General features: G+C 45.9%; 13 protein-coding genes. 2 read left to right on the top strand and 11 right to left on the bottom strand.

Annotated elements, in window-relative coordinates; all coding sequences use genetic code 11:
• A partial coding sequence (locus tag QZZ36_RS04090) for a glycoside hydrolase family 11 protein (protein WP_295077197.1) occupies positions 1-1,794 on the top strand: 1,794 nt, incomplete at its 5' end.
• 153 nt (positions 1,795-1,947) lie between these two features.
• On the opposite strand, the gene QZZ36_RS04085 is transcribed toward QZZ36_RS04090, so the two are convergent.
• From QZZ36_RS04085 to QZZ36_RS04055, 7 genes are all read right to left on the bottom strand, one after another.
• On the bottom strand, positions 1,948-3,477 hold the full coding sequence (locus QZZ36_RS04085) for a sodium/proline symporter (protein ID WP_295077194.1): 1,530 nt from the start codon (positions 3,475-3,477) through the stop codon (positions 1,948-1,950).
• 281 nt (positions 3,478-3,758) lie between these two features.
• On the bottom strand, positions 3,759-4,640 hold the full coding sequence (gene metF, locus QZZ36_RS04080; protein WP_295077190.1) for a methylenetetrahydrofolate reductase [NAD(P)H]: 882 nt from the start codon (positions 4,638-4,640) through the stop codon (positions 3,759-3,761).
• A 105-nt stretch (positions 4,641-4,745) separates the two neighbouring features.
• Complete coding sequence (locus QZZ36_RS04075) at positions 4,746-5,657, bottom strand: LysR family transcriptional regulator (RefSeq protein ID WP_295077185.1); 912 nt, start codon at positions 5,655-5,657, stop codon at positions 4,746-4,748.
• Positions 5,658-6,298: 641 nt separating this feature from the next.
• On the bottom strand, positions 6,299-8,572 hold the full coding sequence (locus QZZ36_RS04070; protein WP_295077182.1) for a hypothetical protein: 2,274 nt from the start codon (positions 8,570-8,572) through the stop codon (positions 6,299-6,301).
• On the bottom strand, positions 8,544-9,473 hold the full coding sequence (locus tag QZZ36_RS04065) for an ABC transporter ATP-binding protein (protein ID WP_295077179.1): 930 nt from the start codon (positions 9,471-9,473) through the stop codon (positions 8,544-8,546). The genes QZZ36_RS04070 and QZZ36_RS04065 overlap by 29 nt, the downstream gene beginning before the upstream one ends.
• Positions 9,470-9,847, bottom strand: a complete 378-nt coding sequence (locus tag QZZ36_RS04060; RefSeq protein ID WP_295077176.1) for a GntR family transcriptional regulator — start codon at positions 9,845-9,847, stop codon at positions 9,470-9,472. The genes QZZ36_RS04065 and QZZ36_RS04060 overlap by 4 nt, the downstream gene beginning before the upstream one ends.
• 272 nt (positions 9,848-10,119) lie before the next feature.
• Positions 10,120-13,830 (bottom strand): endo-1,4-beta-xylanase, encoded by a 3,711-nt coding sequence (locus QZZ36_RS04055; RefSeq protein ID WP_295077173.1) that lies wholly within the window; start codon positions 13,828-13,830, stop codon positions 10,120-10,122.
• A 632-nt stretch (positions 13,831-14,462) separates the two neighbouring features.
• Here QZZ36_RS04055 and QZZ36_RS04050 point away from each other — a divergent pair.
• The gene (locus QZZ36_RS04050) at positions 14,463-16,373 is read left to right on the top strand and encodes a GGDEF domain-containing protein (protein ID WP_295077164.1); all 1,911 of its coding nucleotides are present in this window, start codon (positions 14,463-14,465) and stop codon (positions 16,371-16,373) included.
• Between the two features lie 35 nt (positions 16,374-16,408).
• Here the strand turns inward: QZZ36_RS04050 and QZZ36_RS04045 are convergent, their stop codons facing one another.
• From QZZ36_RS04045 to dapA, 4 genes are all read right to left on the bottom strand, one after another.
• Positions 16,409-16,810, bottom strand: coding sequence for a PaaI family thioesterase (locus QZZ36_RS04045; protein ID WP_295077161.1), 402 nt, complete (start codon positions 16,808-16,810; stop codon positions 16,409-16,411).
• A gap of 3 nt (positions 16,811-16,813) precedes the next feature.
• Positions 16,814-17,377 carry a GNAT family protein gene (locus QZZ36_RS04040; RefSeq protein ID WP_295077158.1) on the bottom strand — a complete coding sequence of 188 codons (564 nt, stop codon included), beginning with the start codon at positions 17,375-17,377 and terminating at the stop codon, positions 16,814-16,816.
• 58 nt (positions 17,378-17,435) lie between these two features.
• Positions 17,436-18,185, bottom strand: a complete 750-nt coding sequence (dapB, locus tag QZZ36_RS04035; protein WP_295077154.1) for a 4-hydroxy-tetrahydrodipicolinate reductase — start codon at positions 18,183-18,185, stop codon at positions 17,436-17,438.
• A gap of 88 nt (positions 18,186-18,273) precedes the next feature.
• A complete protein-coding gene (dapA, locus tag QZZ36_RS04030) occupies positions 18,274-19,164 on the bottom strand; it encodes a 4-hydroxy-tetrahydrodipicolinate synthase (RefSeq protein WP_295077151.1) in 891 nt (296 codons plus the stop codon).
• Positions 19,165-19,184: the final 20 nt, after the last annotated feature.

Below are 19,184 nucleotides of genomic sequence, written 5' to 3'. Positions count from 1 at the left end.
CCGAGAGGAAATTCCTACATGTGCGTTTACGGCTGGACAAGGAATCCTCTTATGGGATACTACATCGTTGAAGGCTGGGGCGACTGGAGACCACCCGGAAATGACGGTGAGAGAAAGGGCAACATTACCCTCAACGGCAATACATATGAAATTGCCAAGACAATGCGTTATAATCAGCCCTCTCTCGACGGTACAGCTACATTCCCGCAGTACTGGAGCATCAGAACAACAAGCGGCTCCGCAAACAATCAGACAAACTACATGAAGGGCACTATCGACGTATCCAAGCACTTTGACGCATGGAGCCAGAAGGGCCTCGACATGTCAGGTACACTTTATGAGGTATCCCTTAATATCGAGGGTTACAGATCAAACGGTTCTGCTAACGTTAAGAGCGTAACAGTTACTACAGGTGCTTCCGATGACCAGATGGGTCAGGAGTCACAGGGCGGCGGAGACGCTGGCGGTGGTAACGTAGGCGGCGGTTTTGACTTCGGCGGCGGCCAGCAGTGGGGCGGCGGCCAGCAAGGCGGCGGCTTCGATATGGGCAACTTTGACTGGAGCCAGTTCCAGGGCGGCGGCCAGGGTGGCGGCTTTGACTTCGGTGGCGGCCAGCAGCAGGGCGGCGGCTTCGATTTCGGCGGCCAGCAGCAAGGCGGCGGTCAGCAGCAGGACGGCAACGGCGGCGATACCGCTGTTACCGATAAGGTAATAAAGATCATGCCCGCAGGCGACTCTATCACCAACGGTGACGGAGAGCAGGGCGGCTACAGAAAGTACCTCTATGACGCTCTCACAAAGATGGGCTATAAGATAGACATGGTAGGTCCCAACGGCAGAAACAGCGCTTCAGCCAACGGTATAACCTATGATGACAATCACGCAGGCTTCAGCGGCTATCAGATCAAGGAGATACCCGGCTGGGGACAGCAGCAGGGCGGCAAGGGCAGCTTGTACAACGAGCTCAAGAACAACAATGCCGTTAAGAGCGCACAGCCCGATATCATTCTTCTTATGATCGGTACAAACGACCTGACAGCTAACCGCTCAATGGACGCTTGTGCTTCCGATCTCCGCGCTATGCTGGACTATATGCTGGCAGATATGCCGTCTGACGGTATGATCTTCCTCTGCTCGGTACCCGAGCATACAGCCTACGGCGGAAATACTCAGAAGATAGGCAACTATAACAATACTGTAAAGCAGGTTGCTGAGGAGTATGCAGGCAAGGGCAAGAATGTCAAGTTTGCAGACGTTCACGGTTGTCTTGACGGCATGAACGATATCGGCAGCGACCAGCTCCACCCCAACGGCGGCGGCTATAAGAAGATAGGAAACTTCTTCGCTGAGACTATTGACGGATATGTAAAGGCTTCACAGCCTGCTGTAACAACAACCACCACGACTACAACAACTACTACCACAACAACGACAACTACCACTACTACAACTACGACCACGACAACTACCACATCAACAACTACAACGACTACTTCAACTACGACGACCACAACCACAGAACCTGTCACAACTACCACTACAACTACAGCTCCTCAGCTTACAATAATCAAGGCAGGAGATACAAACTGCGACGATACTGTTGATATGGCAGACGCAGTTCTCATAATGCAGTCACTTGCTAACCCGAACAAGTACGGCATCGGCGGTACATCCGCAAATGCTCTCACTGAGCAGGGTAAGGTAAACGCTGACGCTGACGGCGACGGTCTTACAACCAACGACGCACTCAGAATACAGGAATTCCTTCTTGGCATAATCAAGAGCTTACTTTGAGTTCAGATAAGAGCCTGTAATTGAAAGAACCTGTATTATTGCAGTGCTTACAGAAACCTTATATGAAATTAACGTGGGCAACCTTTCATAAGAAAGGTTGCCCACGTACTCTTTTCAAAAACTTCTGTATGAATAACACCTAAGAGCGCTTTTTCAGTTATTAATTTCTGCTTTTACTGTATCGAATTCATCTGTTATTTCCTTTTCCGGAGCACCGGTCAGAAGAGAAACGATTATTATAGCCGCAAGTGCGCAGAGGAATGCCGGCAGCAGCTCATATATCGCAAATATGCCGCCTATAGCAGCAATATGGAACTTCCATACGAATACCATTACCGCACCAACTATGAGACCCGCTATAGCGCCCCATCTGTTTGAGCGTTTCCAGAACAGCGCGGTAAGCATTACCGGACCGAATGTTGCGCCGAAACCTGCCCACGCAAATGAAACTACCCTGAATACAGAGCTGTCCTTGTTCCATGCAAGAATGATACTCAGTACCGCAACAACAAGCAGCACTGCTCTTGCGACGAGCATCGAGACCTTATCGCTCAGCTTGACATCAAATACTCCTTTGAGTATATTCTCAGACATTGATGATGATGCCGCAAGAAGCTGTGAGTCTGAGGTAGACATCGTACAGGCAAGGATACCTGCAAATACGAGACCTGCTATAACAGCCAGTCCAACATGGTGCTCGCTCATATACTGTGCGATTTTTATAACGACCTTTTCCGAATCATTGCCCGCAAGCACATCAAGCTTGCCGCTCTTTGAAAGTGCATTTCCGATAAAGCCGATGAATATTGCGATACCCATGGAGATGACTACCCACACTGAAGCTATCCTTCTTGAAGTTTTTATCTTCTCCTTGTCCCTGATAGCCATGAAGCGGAGAAGTATATGAGGCATACCGAAATAACCAAGTCCCCATGCAAGGATAGAAGCGATAGTCAGAACAGTGTATTTGTCAGCTCCGCCAGTTTCGGTATTATGTATGTGACTGAGCGAGAAATAACCTGCTATAGACTCGGCATTGTCGACCACATTCCCTAATCCGCCTGCAGCGCCAACACCGAAGATAACTATGCTCACAAGAGCCAGAGTCATAACGATACTCTGTATAAGGTCTGTAGTGCTTGCAGCCAGGAAGCCGCCTGTGCAGGTATAAGAAATGATGATGACCGCGCTGATTATCATTGCAAGGTGATAATCCCAGCCGAAGAGGGAGCTGAACAGTTTTCCGCAGGCTGAGAATCCCGAAGCGGTATAGGGCACGAAGAATATCAGGATAATAAGTGCCGAAACGCCCATTATCAGCTTGCTTTTGTCCTTGTATCGCTTTGCAAAGAAATCGGGGATAGTGATAGCGCCGCAGTGCTGACTGTAAACTCTGAGGCGCTTAGCCACAAAGAGCCAGTTGAGATAAGTGCCGGCAGCAAGGCCGATAGCGGTCCAGCCTGCCTCGGCGCCGCCTGTTAGATAGGCAACTCCGGGAAGTCCCATGAGAAGCCAGTTGCTCATGTCGGAAGCCTCTGCGCTCATAGCGGTCACCAGAGGACCAAGCTTACGTCCGCCGAGATAAAAGTCTCCGACGTTTTCGTTTTTTCTGGAAAAGATAAGACCTACTGCAACCATAGCAACAAGGTAGGCGATTATCGTTCCGATGATTATGATGTCCATGTCTTACTCCTTTATATAGTTTATTAACGGTAAAAGCTTTTTTCATTATAGCACATAAAATCTGAAATATCAACCATTACGCCGAAAAATCGCTGTTTTTTTGATCTCCTCAATAACCGCCCCGCCATTTTGCTTTGCCGTTACCCGAAGACGAAAAAGAAAATCCCGTATTGCAGGTTACTGCAATACGGGATCCCCTTTTTGTAACTAAAACAGAACATCAGCAATTTAAATATCCTTTTTCCCCCTGATCCCATTTCTGTTACAGATACAGCTGTATTTTAATCCGCAGCACAGGAGCTGACCTTCACCATACTCTGCACAGCGTCAAAAATCCTATGTGCAACATATGGATTATTCATTGTATAAAGGTGTATCCCGTCTACGCCCTCAGTTATAAGGTCCGTTATCTGGTCTATTGCATAGGCTATACCGGCGTCGCGCAGAGCAGCTTCATTATGCTCATACTTTTCCAGTACGCGGACAAACTTTTTCGGCAGCTGCACACCGCAGAGCTTAACCATACGCTCTATCTGTCTCTTGTTCGTTACCGGCATTATGCCCGCCTCAACAGGCACATCAATACCTGCGATGCATACTTTCTCATAGAAATCAAAGAAATACCTGTTGTCAAGGAAAAGCTGCGTTATCAGATGATCCGCACCGCAGTCAACCTTGTATCTGAGCCATTTAAGATCGTCAACAGCGCTTTTGCTCTCAGGATGCACCTCAGGATAACAGGCAGCAATAACATTGAGATCATAGTTTTCCTTTATAAAAGATATGAGCTCACTGGCATGGTGGAAATCACCTGCTGCCGGTGTATCGTCAGGCTTGTCTCCGCGCAGAGCGAGCACATTTTCTATCCCATGCTCCCGGATACTGTCAAGTATCTCCGCCGCCTGCGCCTTTGTAAGACCGGCACAGGGAAGATGCGCAACGCTTTCAACACCGTATCTACTCTTTATATCAGAAGCGATACGTATTGTCCTGCAACCGTTGTGCCCGCCGCCCGCGCCATAGGTCACACTTATGAAGTCAGGACATATATCGGACAGTTCCTCAAGAGTATCATATATAACGCTCTCATCAGCGTCGGGCTTGGGCGGAAATATCTCAAGTGAGAACACCGTCCTGTTATCAAATAATTCAGCTGTTTTCATATTATATTCCTCAGGTATATTTATTAAGTACACACTTATTATAACACAACCGTCAGAAATGTGTTAATACTAAAAAAGAATATTACACCATAGTTAAAAGCTATATCAGGAAGAATAATTCCTGATATAGCTGTTGAGATGCTCAAGATAGCGGTTCGTCAGCTCATTAACGGGACGGTCAGTGGTAGTGATATAGCCTATTTCCATTTCCTCATCGCTCTCAAGAGGTATGGATACGATATTGCTGCCGTTAAGGTCCGAGCTGAGTATACCGGAAGATATTGTATATCCGTCAAGTCCGATAAGGAGATTGAAAAGAGTGGCTCTGTCGGATACTACAATGTTTTTCGGACTTTCCGCCGTAATATGGAGCTCTTCCGCGAAATAGAACGAGTTTTTCACTCCCTGATCGTAAGTCAGACGCGGAAATGCCTTCAGGTCATCAAGGGTCACAGAGTTTCTTCCGACAAGAGGATTGCTCCTGCTTACAAAAACATGAGGCTTTGCAGTAAACAGAGGTTCAAACCTTATCTCTTCGTTCTGAAGAATATGCCTTATGACCTCGCGGTTGAAGCTGCTGAGGAACAGCACACCTATATCGCTCCTGCGTGTACGGACGTCCTCTATTATCTCCGCTGTTTTAAGCTCACGGAGTGAGAATTCATACTTATCCCTGCCGTATTCCCTTACAAGCTCAACAAATGCATTTACCACGAATGCATAATGCTGTGCCGAAACTGCGAAGGCTCTTCTCGGCGGAGCTGTGGACTTGTATTCACTTTCAAGCAGCTCAGCCTGCTCGACTATCTGCCTTGCATAAGCAAGGAACTTAGTACCGTCCTCGGAAAGATATACTCCCCTGTTGCTTCGGTTGAAGATATTTATACCCATTTCCTTTTCAAGCTCCGCAACAGCTTTGGAAAGGCTCGGCTGAGCAATAAAAAGGCGCTGTGCCGCTGTTGTTATGGAACCTGTCTCGGAAATGGCGATGATATATTTTAACTGTTGTAGCGTCATAGTTCTCTCTTCCTGTTAAATGATCAGTGTTGCCTATCAACTAAAATTCAGCTTTACATATCTGCCAAAGGCGATAGTAAAGCATACATTTATTATATCATATAGCCTTACTTAATTCAAGTAAAAACAGTCGGTATCAGATTTTAATACATCCGATATACACTTCTTTTTTCAGTCTACAGATAACAGGACCCATCTGTTTTGTATTACCTCACGTATATAATAGCAATAAATGCTCAGTTTGTATAATTATATAGCAAGAATGTACTTGATAAGATATGGAAAAATGATATAATAAAATCATAGGTTGATATATCAAAAAAATATGAGTGATCAACTATCACGTTCCGGATATGCTGCTAAAATGAATGCGGCTGTAACGGCAGCCGGCAGCAGTATCAGCAGCCGGCACATTTAATAAAGCTTTCTCCAAATTTTAATATCCCCTGAAAGGCAGTCGGTGAAAATCGGCTGTCTTTTCATTTTATTCCGGTATTTTATAAAAACTGCTGCATGAGTTTTCAGCTCCTGCGGCAAAGACCAGGAGCGCCGCTTTATCAGCGGCGCTCCGTATATTTATCCTTCTTTTTTGTTCATGAAAATCTTTTTCTTCTGTTGATCAATACATAACGGCTTTTTTCTCACGCCCTGCCGCTATGCCAGCTCAAAGCTCCTTTTGCTTTGTTGAATATCTCGCTGTATCCGGGACGATCCGTAACATAAAGAGTAGAATTGCCGTACTGTACCTCGCCAATGACCTTCTCTCCCAGCACAACAGGCGTAGCGATTTCCAGAAGCTTCTCCACAGCCTCTGTATCGTTGACAGTGTAGTAACCTGTAGCATTATAGCCGTATTTACCTGATGAACGATTGCTGTTTACGCTGAAGTTGAGAATATAGTCAAGCTTAACTCCGTCGTTTACTGAACTCTCGTATCTGTAACGGTCATAGTTATTGCCGTTATTATTATCTGTGAACAGCAGCAGCGGGAATATGTAGTCAGGCTCCGTTCTGAAGGAAATATCTTTTCCGTCCGATGTCATTTCAGCGACCAGTTTTTCAGCGGTCTTATTATAAACTATATCATGTTCTTCAAGGAAAGCCACCGTATTATGGCAGGCGGAATTTATAATAATACCTTCCAGATAGCAGTAATTATCGGAATTTTTCAGGTCATCAGCCGTCATAGCCGCTATATCCGTGCGAACTGCGTCAGCAAGCGCTCTTCCCTCTTCAACAGAAAAATATATATCAGTATACACTCCTAATTTGTCGCAGATTTCAAAACGGCAGTGCTGTGCCTCTTCCGGAGAAATACCGTATCCGTAATTATTATTGTCTTTTACAAGGCTTTTTCTGAACATATCCTCAGTTACCTGTTCCGCATATTCCTCACTTGTATACATATCGCATAACAGATCTGTAAGCATTTCCGAAGGGACCTGATAATTACGGGATATGGAAGCCCCGCTCCTTGTATAGAATACTATATCTATATTTGTAATATCAAGAACATAGCCTTCATTTGTTATGCCATTTGCACTGTCCCTGTATCTCAAAAGCTCATAATCGTACTTTTCAGGATTATAATGTCGGTCAACTATCTCCTTGTTAAACTCAACAGCGTCTTTTATTACCTTTTTATCGTGCATGAGCCTGTCCTCATACAGTGAATCATACCTTCCATACACATTGATCTCAACATCGGTGACAGATGAAGCTGAAGGCGTAAACTTAGCTCTGCCAAAACCGTTCGTGATGTCAGTCAGCTGTATAACGCCGATAACAGCAGCGCTTGCTGCAGCAAAGCTCACAACAGCGGTCCAGAAGCGCTTGAATCCGCGGCGCCTTATTACCTCCATAACGAACCACAGGATACCGCTTATGATAAATGCGGCAATAAATGCGCTTGAAGTGTCTGTCATCTTCATGACCGAGAAAATACAGTATACCGCAGTTGCCATGAGCACATAGTAAAAAGCTTTGTAAACGTAAGGCTTTGAAACGTCCTCCGCCTTGCGGTGCTTATAGAGCAGGTACGAGATAAGGACAATCACTGCAATAAACAGCAGCGCTCTTACCATAAAACTGAAGTATACCGAGTTTATGAACGAAGTAGTATATTCAAATCTTTCAGAATAAGCTCTTCTTGCAGACATGAACCATTTTTCACTGGAAAACGCAATAAAGAACATTACACCCAAAGGGCTTGTCGTAAACAGGGTAAAGCTATTTGTTATAGCCTCTTCGCTGAGTCCGAAACCTGCTGCATTCACGATATTCATCCATGTAAGGCTCAGGAATGCGGGTATCATTATATTTACAGCTGCAATGCTGAACAGCGCCTCAAACGTACTGCCCGCAAAGGTTATTGCTAATACAGAAAGTGTATACAGCATTATCATTCCGACGATAACAACAAAACCGATACGTAATAGCATTGGTATAATTTCATATAATTCACTGATGTCAATAAAAAACGAACCGATAAGCAGCTCTGCGCCGCCTATGACCGCACCAACAAGAGGAGGTGCGATATATGCTATCAGACCTGAAAAGTAATCGGCAAAGAAACGCTGACGGTTGTTCAGCGGGAGCGAGTAGTTCATATCGACCAGTGATTTGTTATACAGATACCTGAAATTCATCATAGGGATCACGAAGCCCATTGCAATACTCAGAATGAAAGCTATGACCGCGATCGCGATAAACGGGAGCATATCCTGACTTCCGCTGTAGTCATTGATCTGCTCCATATACATTTCCTTCAGCAGTACCCCTGCAAGCACAGGAACGCAAAGCAGATGGAAAACAAGATTGGTCACAAAGAGCTTGGTATCCTCGGAGAACTTGCTTTTAAAACGTATACAGAAACTGCTTTTATTTTTATTCACTGATGTTGTCGCTGCTGTCATAACCGAGCACCTCCAGTTCATAGATAAATATTTCTTCAAGCGTGAGCGGTATGACCTCTGTCAGCATAGGATGCTTAGGTATAAGCGACGCCTTGATAGTTTCGATATCACCCTTTGCTATGATGAAGCATATACTCTGACTCTGCTCATAGTGCAGTACCTCGATACCTTCCTGGGCAAAATCTTCCTTTTTAAAGTACGGGACAGTTCCGTCCTCATTCTTGTTGAATACAGCCTGTATCTTATGTACGCTGCCCTTTACATCGTCAATATCCCGTGAGAAGATGATCTTTCCGTTGTGAAGCAGAGCAGCCGTATCACAGAGCTCGTTTATCTCCTTCAGGTTATGCGAGGAGATTATGGTCGTAAGCTTTCTGTCGAGCATAGCGTCTACAAGCATCTTCTTTACTATGATCCTCATAGTGGGATCAAGGCCGTCAAACGCCTCGTCAAGCAGAAGATACTCTGTACAGCAGGCAAGACCTATTATAACGATAGCCTGACGCTTCATGCCCTTTGAAAAGCTGCTTATCTTCTTATCCAGCGGCAGCCCTGTCTTTTTGCGCAGTGTCTCGAAGATCTCCTCCGAGAAGGACGGATAGAAGTTCCTGTAGTAGCTTTTAAGCTTATTCAGAGTGAAGCTTCCGAACTGAACGGTCTCGTCATTGATGAAGAACACCTTCTGCTTTGCATTCACATTATCAAAAACATTTTCACCGTCAATAAGCACTTCACCGGACTCAGGCGAATAGATGCCGGATATCAGTCTCAGTATAGTAGACTTTCCGGCGCCGTTGGAACCGATCAGACCAAAAGCGGTTCCCTTTTCGATACTGAGATCAACGCCGTCAAGAGCCGTAAAGCTGTCGAATTTCTTCACTGTATTTTTTAGTTCAATCATGGTCTGTTTTCCTTTCTGTAAGATTGATGCAGAGAATCTATCCTGTCCTTCAGATCGCCGGGAGATATTCCCTTATCGAAGGCTTCATTCACAGTCGAATCGAAATCCTCAAGCACCTTTTTCCGGAATTCATCATAATTCTGAGCAGATATGAAACTGCCTCTTCCCGGTACGGAGTATATCACCCCATTGCGTTCAAGCTCCTGATAGGCTTTTGCAACGGTATTAGGATTCACTCCTGTGGATTTGGCAAGACTTCTCACACTCGGAAGCTGATCGTTCTCTGCAAGTGTCCCGTTAAGGATAAGCATGACGATCTTCTGATAAATCTGCTCATAAATGGGTATTCTGCTTGTCAGGTCGATAGAAAACATATGCAGCTCCTTTCTGTAGCGAGTGTACTATATCGGATAGTACGGTTATTACACTTAGATAATACCACATCTCATACTGTTTGTCAATAGCTTTTTTGAAATTTATAAAAAGTTTTTTTCGCATACACCTGACCGGCGCCGCAAAAGCCCTTCGTTTCGTCTTTTCCGTGACAAAAGCGCCCATAAAAAAGGAGCCTTCAGGCTCCTTAAAATACATAAAAAAAACCGGGAACATAATGTTCCCGGTTTAAATATTTTGAATTTAGCAGATCTTACTGACCTTCGTGGAAGAAGTAAGGAAGTCCATCATATACATAATGTCTTACGTTGCCCCACCAGTGGTCCTTGCCGTTAACTACCATGAAGTAAAGGTTACCCTTTGAGAAGTCCGAAGTGTAAACGAACTGGCTCATCTTCTTCATTTCGTCGATCTGAGGACTAACATTAGGATAAGCTATATCAGTTGAACCTGTAGCGCAGAAGATAAAGTACTGGTTCTTCTGGAGACCTGACTTGTCAACTGCATTAGCAATACCCTTAGCCTTGTCGTAAGCGCTGTTGCCGTTCCAGCTGTCGCCGCTGAGAGGCATGAAGTAGCCTACGATGTCGAGGCAGTTCTCAAATACAGCCCATGTTGAAACGCCGCCCATTGAGAAGCCGCCATATGCTCTGTGCATTCTTGAAGCCTTGAGTGAGCTCTCAGATGTATCCTTGTTAGCATAAGTTGAATACTTACCCTCAACAAAAGGAACTAAGCTCTGACGGAACTCGCTGTAGAAGCGTCCTGCTTCTGTCTTGTTGAATGTCGGGAATACAACGATAAGGGGCTCAAGCTCGCCGTTCTTGATCATGTTGTCCAGCATATTCTGGATCATTGTATCATTCTGGGAGATCAGAGTGTTCTCATTCTCTCCGCCGCCGTGCATGAGATAGAAGATGTTGTACTTCTTGCTCGGATCATAGTTATAAGGAGTATAAACATTGCAGCTGTTATAACCGTTTATGCCGTTATAGCTCTCCTTTGTGACCTTACCCTGCTGCTGGCAGCCGTTGAAGTAATAATCGGGAGCTGCCTTGTACTGTAAGTTAGCGTTGTAATTGAAGTTCGACTTAGGAGCAGTTGTAGTAGTTGTAGTGGTTGTTGTTGCCTTTGTCGTTGTAGTTGTTGTAGTGGTTGTTGTAGTAGTAGTCGTTGTTGTCGACTCAGTAGTTACAGTCTTGATATCGTCAGAATAGCTCTTGGGGAGCTGCTTGATGATGCCAAGGAGATATTCCTGTATAGCAGCTGCATCGTTTGTTGTGATGCCGTCGCCAGCTGCATAAACGTCTGCGTTGAACTGCTGCTGCTCTGTGAGCTGATACTTGTTGGGGTTAGCGAGAGCCTGCATGATCTTTACAGCGTCAGCCATATCTACGCCGCCGTCGCCGTTAGCGTCGCCCCACAGTGTAACCTGCTCATTGAGGATATCCTTGAGATCCTGAGGAGGAGCTGTAGTTGTAGTTGTTGTCTCAACGGGCTCTGTTGTGGTTGTTGTAGTAGTTGTAGTTGTAGTAGTAGTTGTTGTTGATGTAGGAACAGGGATAGATGTGCAGAGACCGATGATGTTATTGTAGAACGACTTAGGCTGGTAGTTGCTGAACGGAAGCGGTGAACCGCCGTTCTCACGGTATCTCCAGCTTCTCTCATCTGTTGTACCCCAGAGAGTAACAGTTGAGATGTTTGCAGCGTGCTTCATAGCAACCTCAAAGATCTGAGGATAAAGCTTGTCGTTTGAACCTGTGCTGTTTGTGATATCGAGCTCTGTGATCTGAACATCAAGTCCGAGTGACTCGAACTGCTTGATAGCTGTCTCGAATTCGCTTGCTGAAGGATACTTGGAATCAAGGTGAGCCTGCATACCGATACCGTCGATATAGTTACCTTCCTTCATGACTGTCTTGGCCATGTTTACAAGATCCTTGGTCTTAGCGCTCATGTACTCGTTATAGTCATTGAGGTAAAGCTTACAATCTGAAGGAGCATACTGTCTTGCATACTTGAATGCGTTTACAACGAACTCTGAGTTGCCTTCGCCGTATACTCTTACCCAGTTGGAATTTGAAGCAGGTCTCATTCCGCCGCCGTCGTTAACGAAGAGCTCGTTACAAACGTCGTAAGAATGGAGCTTGAGGTTCGGGAACTGGCTCTTGATAGCGCTGAATGTGTTCTTGATCATGCTCTCAAGACGCTTGTTCATACGATCCTTTGAAACGGTACCGCCGTTATCCTGGAACAGTGAGCCAGGAGTCTGGCTGTACCATACGAAGGTATGACCACGGACACCGATGCCGTTCTGCTCTGCGAACTTGAGTATTGCGCTTGCGTTGTTAAGGCTGATGTTTACGTTATCGCCGTTTACGCCTGCAACGATAGAATCGGGCTTCATTTCGTTCTCACAGGTTACAGAGTTGTAGTTCTTCTTGATGAACTGCTGAGCCTGTGAATTGCCGATCTCGTTTCCGCTTACAGAAGTACCGAGACGGAAGTACGGTCCCATGTAATCCTTGAAGCCGTCGCCGCCCTTTGTATATGTATAGTCAAGATTCTGATGTGCGCGAACACCTGTATAGCTGCCGCCGGTTGTTGAACCGCCGCCGGTTGAGCCGCCTGTAGATATACCGCCTGTAGTTGTGTCACTAACCTTGCCCTGACCTGTTACTACAGATGAAGACTTACCTGACTTTGAAACCTGAACTGCGTCTACGAAGAAGTCGCAGAGGTCGCCTGAGCTCTCAGGAGTCTCAATATAAAGGATCATATCTCCTGAATTATCAGGAATTGTGAACTTTGTATTTTCAAGCTTTGTCCACTCGCCACTCTTTGCTGTACAATCAGCGATCTGAGTATAAGAAGCGCCGTTGCCGTCGCCCTGCTGGAGTGACATCTGAAGAGTTACATTTGAACCGCTGTTCTGGAGAACTGCAGCGCTGAAGCTGTATGTCTCACCGGGAACGAAAGCATTGGGATCCAGTGTGATAGCACAGCCGTTCCACTCATTCTCTCTTCCTGAAACATAAAGTGAAGTTGAACCATCATAGTAGTTCTTGCTGCTTGTGTCAACAGAAGCGCTTCCTCTGCCTGTCCAGTCGCCTGCACCCTTCTCAAAATCGTTTGTGAAGTAGTCGCCGTTTGCATCTGGCTCTACTGTCTTTGTAGCTGTGCTTCCGCCGCCGGTGCTTCCACCGCCGCCGCCACCGCCGTTATAACCATTCTCATAAACAGCGAGGCTCTTTACGTTAGCAGAACCGCTTGATCTGTAGCCCTCGATATTAAGGGATACCTCATAAAGAGTACCTGACATATCAAGACCAGCCTTTGACCATGCGTCAAAGTGCTTGCCGACATGGATAGTGCCCTTCATGTAGTTTGTTGTATTGTTTCTTGAACCGCTTGTCTGACGGATGCTCCAGTACTGCGGGAAAGTAGCTGTACCGTCAAGAGAAGGCTGATTGTAACGCATTGTCTTTGCAATATCATATGTATTGCCGTCAAGAGTTACAGTACCCTTTCTCTCAGCACCGTCTCCGGGTGGACGCCAGTCGCCCCAGCCTTCAACGATATAATATTCCATAAGAGGATTCCTTGTCCAGCCGTAAACGCACATATAAGAATTTCCTCTTGGTGTGTACTCAACATCATAAGTAAGAGTAATATCAGAACCTATCTGATTATATCTCTGCTTCTTGCTGTCGTAGTTCTTGCCCATACGAGCCAGGAAGTTCTCGATACCGCTCCATGAACAGGTGAAAGAACCTGCGCTGGGCTGCATTGAAACCTGACCGGTATAGTTCTGATTCCACATTTCGTAGTCGAAGCCGCCTATATTGCCTCTCTGCTGCTGATCTGCAGCATTAACAATAGCAGGGACTGCAGGGATACTTGAAGCGATCATCACAGCAGTCGTGCTTGCGCTGACGATCTTCTTTAAGATTCCTTTTTTCATGTTGATCATTCCTCACTTTCTCTAATAACGTGATTATTAAATCCTTTTGATCTTTGATCTCAACCGAGGAAAAGCACATAAGCCCCAAGTGCCTAAGCGTCCCTCCTCTTCCTCAGCTCTTGTACTAATTTTATTACTTTTTTATGAACTTTTCAAGTCAATTCTTGCTAACAATAATTTTTCTTGCTCATTTTTTGCTGTATTTGTACATTTTAGCTCCAATTTTTTGCGGTTTTTTATGCATTCTCCATTTCTCCTTATTTACCTGCAAAAAGCGGCGGTACTGATAGTTGGATTTTTATAGCACTATTGTGCTGCAGCTTTAACGCGCTAATTTGCTTTTGGCGATTTTTGCCGGTATTTTTTGTAATACGCCACGGATATGTTTTTAAGCAAATTACTACCAGGAAATTTGTTTGTGAATGTTGCCCTGCCATTTCAACAGCGCCCTGGATCACGTCATTACGATTCTTTTTTCTCCCCTTCTACGGTGTGCACAACTCCGCATTACTTTTTATGTGACTTTCTACAAAATTTTCTGAATCTATTTATTTTTTATGTAAAATGTACTATAATAATAGTGGTATATATTTTTGATATATCATTTTGTTGTTAAAGAGGGGATAATAAATATGGATAGCGAGAAAACAAAAAAGATCGTTGTTATTGTTTCCGGTCTGGACGAAGAATATCAGTACAACATTTTCAAAGGGATCAATGCATTCGCCTTTGCGCACAATATGAACATCTCCTATGTTGCAGGCTTCGGAGGAATGGTCGGCAGCGATAAATTCGACATTGGCGAAACAAGTATATATAACCTCGTAGACTACACCCAGTTCGACGGCGCTCTGCTCATGACAAACACCTTCGGCGACGGAATGCTGCGAAACCGCATATTCAGCAGCGTCCTTGCCGCAAAAATACCGGCTGTTGTTTTTGAGAGCCGTGAAAACCCTGAATTCTATGACATAAGCATCGACAACTTCGGCGTCATGAAAAAGCTCGTGAACCATATCATACAGCACCACGGTGCAAAGACCATAAATTATGTCTCAGGACCTCTCGAAAACCCAGAGGGAAAAGCGCGTTATGACGCTTTCCTGAGCGCAATGGAGGAAAACGGCCTCACCGTAGAGGAAAAGCGCATTTTTTACGGAAACTTCAAAAGCTATGACGGCAAGCTCGCAGTGGACGATTTCGTCGCTTCAGGACTTGAAGCTCCCGACGCCTTTATCTGTGCAAATGACAGTATGGCGCTCACAGTTGCTTCCTCTCTTGACAAGCTCGGCTACAAGGTCCCTGACGATATAATGGTAACAGGCTTCGACAACACCTTCAGCGCCCGCAATTCAACACCGTCTATCACTTCCGTAAAGCGGCCGCTCTATCTGGCAGGAGAAAAAGCTGCCCAGATCATATTCAACGTACTCGAAGGCGTTGAACAGCCTCGCAGCACCATTCTCGACGCCGAGCCCGCTTATTATGAAAGCTGCGGCTGCAAGAACGGCAGCACTGACGACCTGAAGGAGTACAAGAAGATAACATACCGCAAGACTGAGGATACCAACAATAATATCCATATGATAAACAGGCTCACCGCCGGTCTTGCCGAAGCCCTGACTCCGTTTGACTACTTTGCGGCTATCACGAATGTTTTGGACGAGTTTGAATGTGAGAAATTCACACTGTGCCTCTGCGAAGACTGGCAGGAGAACTCCAACCAGGATCAGCTCGATTACAGTCTCAAACCTTATTCCGACTTTATGATGGCTCCGCTCATATGGGACAAGGGCGTGCGCAGAAGCGTCAGCTATTTTCCGAGCCGGGAGATGTTCCCTGAGGGATTCGAGGAAAGAAGCTGCGTAAACTATTTCCTGCCCCTGCATTTCAGTGACCGCTGTCTCGGATATTATATATTCACAAACAGCGATTTCCCTACATACAGCCTTGTGTGTCATACGTTTTCAATGGTGCTGAGCAACTCGCTGGAGAATATCCGCAAGCTCTCACATCTCAACAAGGCAATGGAAGAGCTGAACCGCCTCTATGTCATAGACCAGCTCTGCAATATCTACAACCGCAACGGTTTCATAAATATTGCCGACGATATGTTCAGGGAATGTGTTGCAAAAGGCAGTCAGATAATGATAAGCTTCATAGATATGGACGGTCTGAAGTTCATAAATGATAACTACGGTCATAATGAAGGCGATTTCGCAATACAGCGTATCGCGAGCATAGTTCACAACTGCTGCGAGAACAATGCTATCTGTGCCCGTTTCGGCGGCGACGAGTTCGTTTATTTCAGCCCCAACGCCACTCACGGAGACGCTGTTACCCTCGCCCGGAAGCTCAATACAGCTCTTGAAAACATAAACAAGCTTCTTCAGAAGCCGTATACCATATCCGCAAGTATAGGCAGCGTTGTAACTGTGGCAAAACCCGGAGACACGCTCTATAACATAATCAAACTCGCTGACGATAAGATGTATGATATAAAAAAGCAGAAGAAGGCTGCGCGAAAATCCGAAAAGATCTGAATGAAAGAAAAAAGCTGCGATATGCAGCTTTTTTCTTATGCCTTTCTGAATCCCACACACTGCACCGCAGCTATGGGATTGTCCTTTTCATCCTTTATCTCCACATTGTAGCAGCATATTGTCCTGCCGTCCTTGACAAGCCTTGCCTCCGCGATTATGCGTTCCGTTTTCGGCACTCCGATAAAGGAAGCGTCGCAGTTCAGCCCCACAACTCCGGGCTGCTGCCAGTTCGAGGCAACAGCAAACGCAAAGTCCGCAAGAGTAAAGTATACTCCGCCCATGATACCGCCCATTGCGTTTTTGTGGTGCTCGTTTATCACAAGGCTTACCTTTGCGTAATGGTCGCCTATATCGTCGATGACGGCCCCTGTCTCTGTGGCAAAGCGGTCGCCCCTGAATATTTCCCGCACCCTTTCAAGTGTTTCTGTATCCGTCATATATTACCTCCTGTTTTCGTATTCGTCCCTGAGTATGGAAAAATAAAGCCTTCCCACATACTCTCCGTCCATAAAGAAGTAGTCCCTGAGAGTGCCCTCATAAGTGAAGCCGCACTTCTCTATGACCCTTTTTGACTGCGCGTTTATAGTTTTGGTACAGATCTGAACCTTATGCAGATTCATTCTGTCAAATCCGAAGGCTATAACAGCCTTTGTGGCTTCCGTTGCATAGCCCCTGCACTGGAATTCCGCACCGATGCAGTACTCTATCTCCGCAAAGTGGTTTTTGCTGTCGACAAGGAAATAGGCTATCTGACCGATACACTCCCCTGCTTCCCTGTCTATGACCGCCCAGCGATAGTAATCCTCACGTTCATAATTGCATATGTACTTGTCAAGGAGGCCGTTGACCTCTTCTTTTGTACGGTATGTAGGCTCAGAGTACATCTTCTGCACATTTTCGTCGCTTGCCCAGTTCCTGAATACCGCGTCACAGTCGGTATATTCAAATCTTCTGAGTATGAGCCTTTCCGTCTCTATTGTCTGTGTTCCGGTATGTGTAAGCATTATTACCCTCCAAAAAGCTATCCCCTGACATAGAAGCTATATCAGGGGGAATTGTGTCTTATACCAGCTTTGACATATCATAAAGTCCTGCGGGCTGACCCTTGAGGAACAGTGCCGCATTTATCGCTCCCTCTGCGAAAACGCTCTTGGAAGCAGCCGAATGTGAAAGTGTGAGCACTTCATCGTGACCTGCGAATATAACATCATGCTCGCCTACGATCGTGCCGCCGCGGATAGAATGCATACCTATCTCTGCCTTTTCACGCTTCTGGCGGCGCGAATGACGGTCATATACGTAGTGCCTTGAATTGTCAAGAGTCTCGTTTATAGCGTCAGCAAGCATTATTGCCGTACCGCTGGGAGCGTCCACCTTCTGATTGTGGTGCTTTTCAACTATCTCGATATCGAACTGGTCGCCGAGTATGGAAGCAGCTTTCTTTGCAAGCTGAACGAGCAGATTCACGCCAAGCGACATATTGAAGGTAAAGAATACCGGGATATGCTGTGCAGCCGACTTTATTTTCGCCGTCTGAGCATCGTTGTAGCCCGTAGAACCGATAACTATGGGAGTTCCTGTAGACATACAGTAGTCAATGAGTCCGTCAAGTCCGGACGGATTTGAAAAATCAATGATAACATCAGGCTTTACAGGGAGCTGTGCGGGAGTTTCAACTATAGGGAAATCCGCATACTGCTCGGTATACATATCTATACCCGCAACTACCTCGCAGTCGTCACGCTCCTTTACGCAATTGTAGATAGTCTTGCCCATTTTTCCGTTAGCGCCGCAGATAACTATATTTGTCATACTTTACACTTCCTTTTTGTTAATCCGAAATGCGGAATTAAGGTGTCCCTGACGGGACGGATATCAATTACGCATTCCTAATTCTTAATTACTTAATGAGTCCGTGCTTTGCAAGAGTAGCCCTGAGCTTAGCTTTGTGTTCGTCAGTCATCTCGCAGAGGGGCAGACGGCATGGACCGGCGTTCCAGCCGATCATATTCATTGCTTCCTTTACAGGGATCGGGTTCACCTCTATGAACAGGTCGTTTATAAGGTCAAGGTACTTCAGCTGGAGCTTCATAGCCTCTGTGAAGTTGTTGTCAAGGCAGAGCTGAACCATTTCATGCATCTCCTTCGGGATAACATGGGAAGCGACCGAGATAACGCCCTTTCCGCCGAGAGACATAACAGGAACTACCATATCGTCGTTGCCGCTGTATATGTCGATATCGTTTCCGCACTCAGCAGCTATCTTGGCAACATAGCTGATATTTCCGCTTGCCTCCTTGATAGCAGCGATATTCCTGTGCTTTGCAAGCTCCTTTACTGTAGCCACGTCAAAGCCGCAGCCTGTTCTGCTGGGAATATTATAAAGGATTATGGGGATATTTACTGCGTCTGCGATAGCTGTGCAATGAGCGATAAGGCCCTTCTGTGTAGCCTTGTTGTAGTAAGGAGTAACGTGGAGCAGAGCGTCTGCGCCGGCAGCCTCAGCCTCCTTTGAGAGCTCAACGGCATAGTGTGTGTCGTTGCTGCCTGCGCCTGCGATAACAGGAACTCTGCCTGCGGTGTGCTTTACAGCGAACTTTATGCAGTCACGGTGCTCGTCGTCTGTCATAGTTGCAGACTCGCCTGTAGTGCCGCAGATAACGATAGCGTCGGTACCGTTTTCGATCTGGTCGTCGATAACACGGCCAAGCTCTTCATAGTTTATTGAACCGTCGCTGTTCATAGGTGTTATTATAGCAACAGCAGCGCCGGTAAATACAGTATTCTTCATAGACTCGATCCTTTCATCTA

Source organism: Ruminococcus sp. (assembly GCF_016287535.1).
Taxonomy (GTDB): Bacteria; Bacillota; Clostridia; order Oscillospirales; family Ruminococcaceae; genus Ruminococcus.
Note: the sequence above shows the minus strand (reverse complement) of the source record. Positions and strands in the feature narration are given on the sequence as shown.

What these genes read in the sequence shown, in the direction of transcription:
- dapA (WP_295077151.1), bottom strand. Translation starts at nt 19,164, where the DNA reads ATGAAGAATACTGTATTTACCGGCGCTGCTGTTGCTATAATAACACCT.
- QZZ36_RS04065 (WP_295077179.1), bottom strand. Translation starts at nt 9,473, where the DNA reads ATGATTGAACTAAAAAATACAGTGAAGAAATTCGACAGCTTTACGGCT.
- QZZ36_RS04050 (WP_295077164.1), top strand. Translation starts at nt 14,463, where the DNA reads ATGGATAGCGAGAAAACAAAAAAGATCGTTGTTATTGTTTCCGGTCTG.
- QZZ36_RS04085 (WP_295077194.1), bottom strand. Translation starts at nt 3,477, where the DNA reads ATGGACATCATAATCATCGGAACGATAATCGCCTACCTTGTTGCTATG.
- metF (WP_295077190.1), bottom strand. Translation starts at nt 4,640, where the DNA reads ATGAAAACAGCTGAATTATTTGATAACAGGACGGTGTTCTCACTTGAG.
- QZZ36_RS04055 (WP_295077173.1), bottom strand. Translation starts at nt 13,830, where the DNA reads ATGAAAAAAGGAATCTTAAAGAAGATCGTCAGCGCAAGCACGACTGCT.
- QZZ36_RS04070 (WP_295077182.1), bottom strand. Translation starts at nt 8,572, where the DNA reads ATGACAGCAGCGACAACATCAGTGAATAAAAATAAAAGCAGTTTCTGT.
- QZZ36_RS04075 (WP_295077185.1), bottom strand. Translation starts at nt 5,657, where the DNA reads ATGACGCTACAACAGTTAAAATATATCATCGCCATTTCCGAGACAGGT.
- QZZ36_RS04040 (WP_295077158.1), bottom strand. Translation starts at nt 17,377, where the DNA reads ATGCTTACACATACCGGAACACAGACAATAGAGACGGAAAGGCTCATA.
- dapB (WP_295077154.1), bottom strand. Translation starts at nt 18,185, where the DNA reads ATGACAAATATAGTTATCTGCGGCGCTAACGGAAAAATGGGCAAGACT.
- QZZ36_RS04045 (WP_295077161.1), bottom strand. Translation starts at nt 16,810, where the DNA reads ATGACGGATACAGAAACACTTGAAAGGGTGCGGGAAATATTCAGGGGC.
- QZZ36_RS04060 (WP_295077176.1), bottom strand. Translation starts at nt 9,847, where the DNA reads ATGTTTTCTATCGACCTGACAAGCAGAATACCCATTTATGAGCAGATT.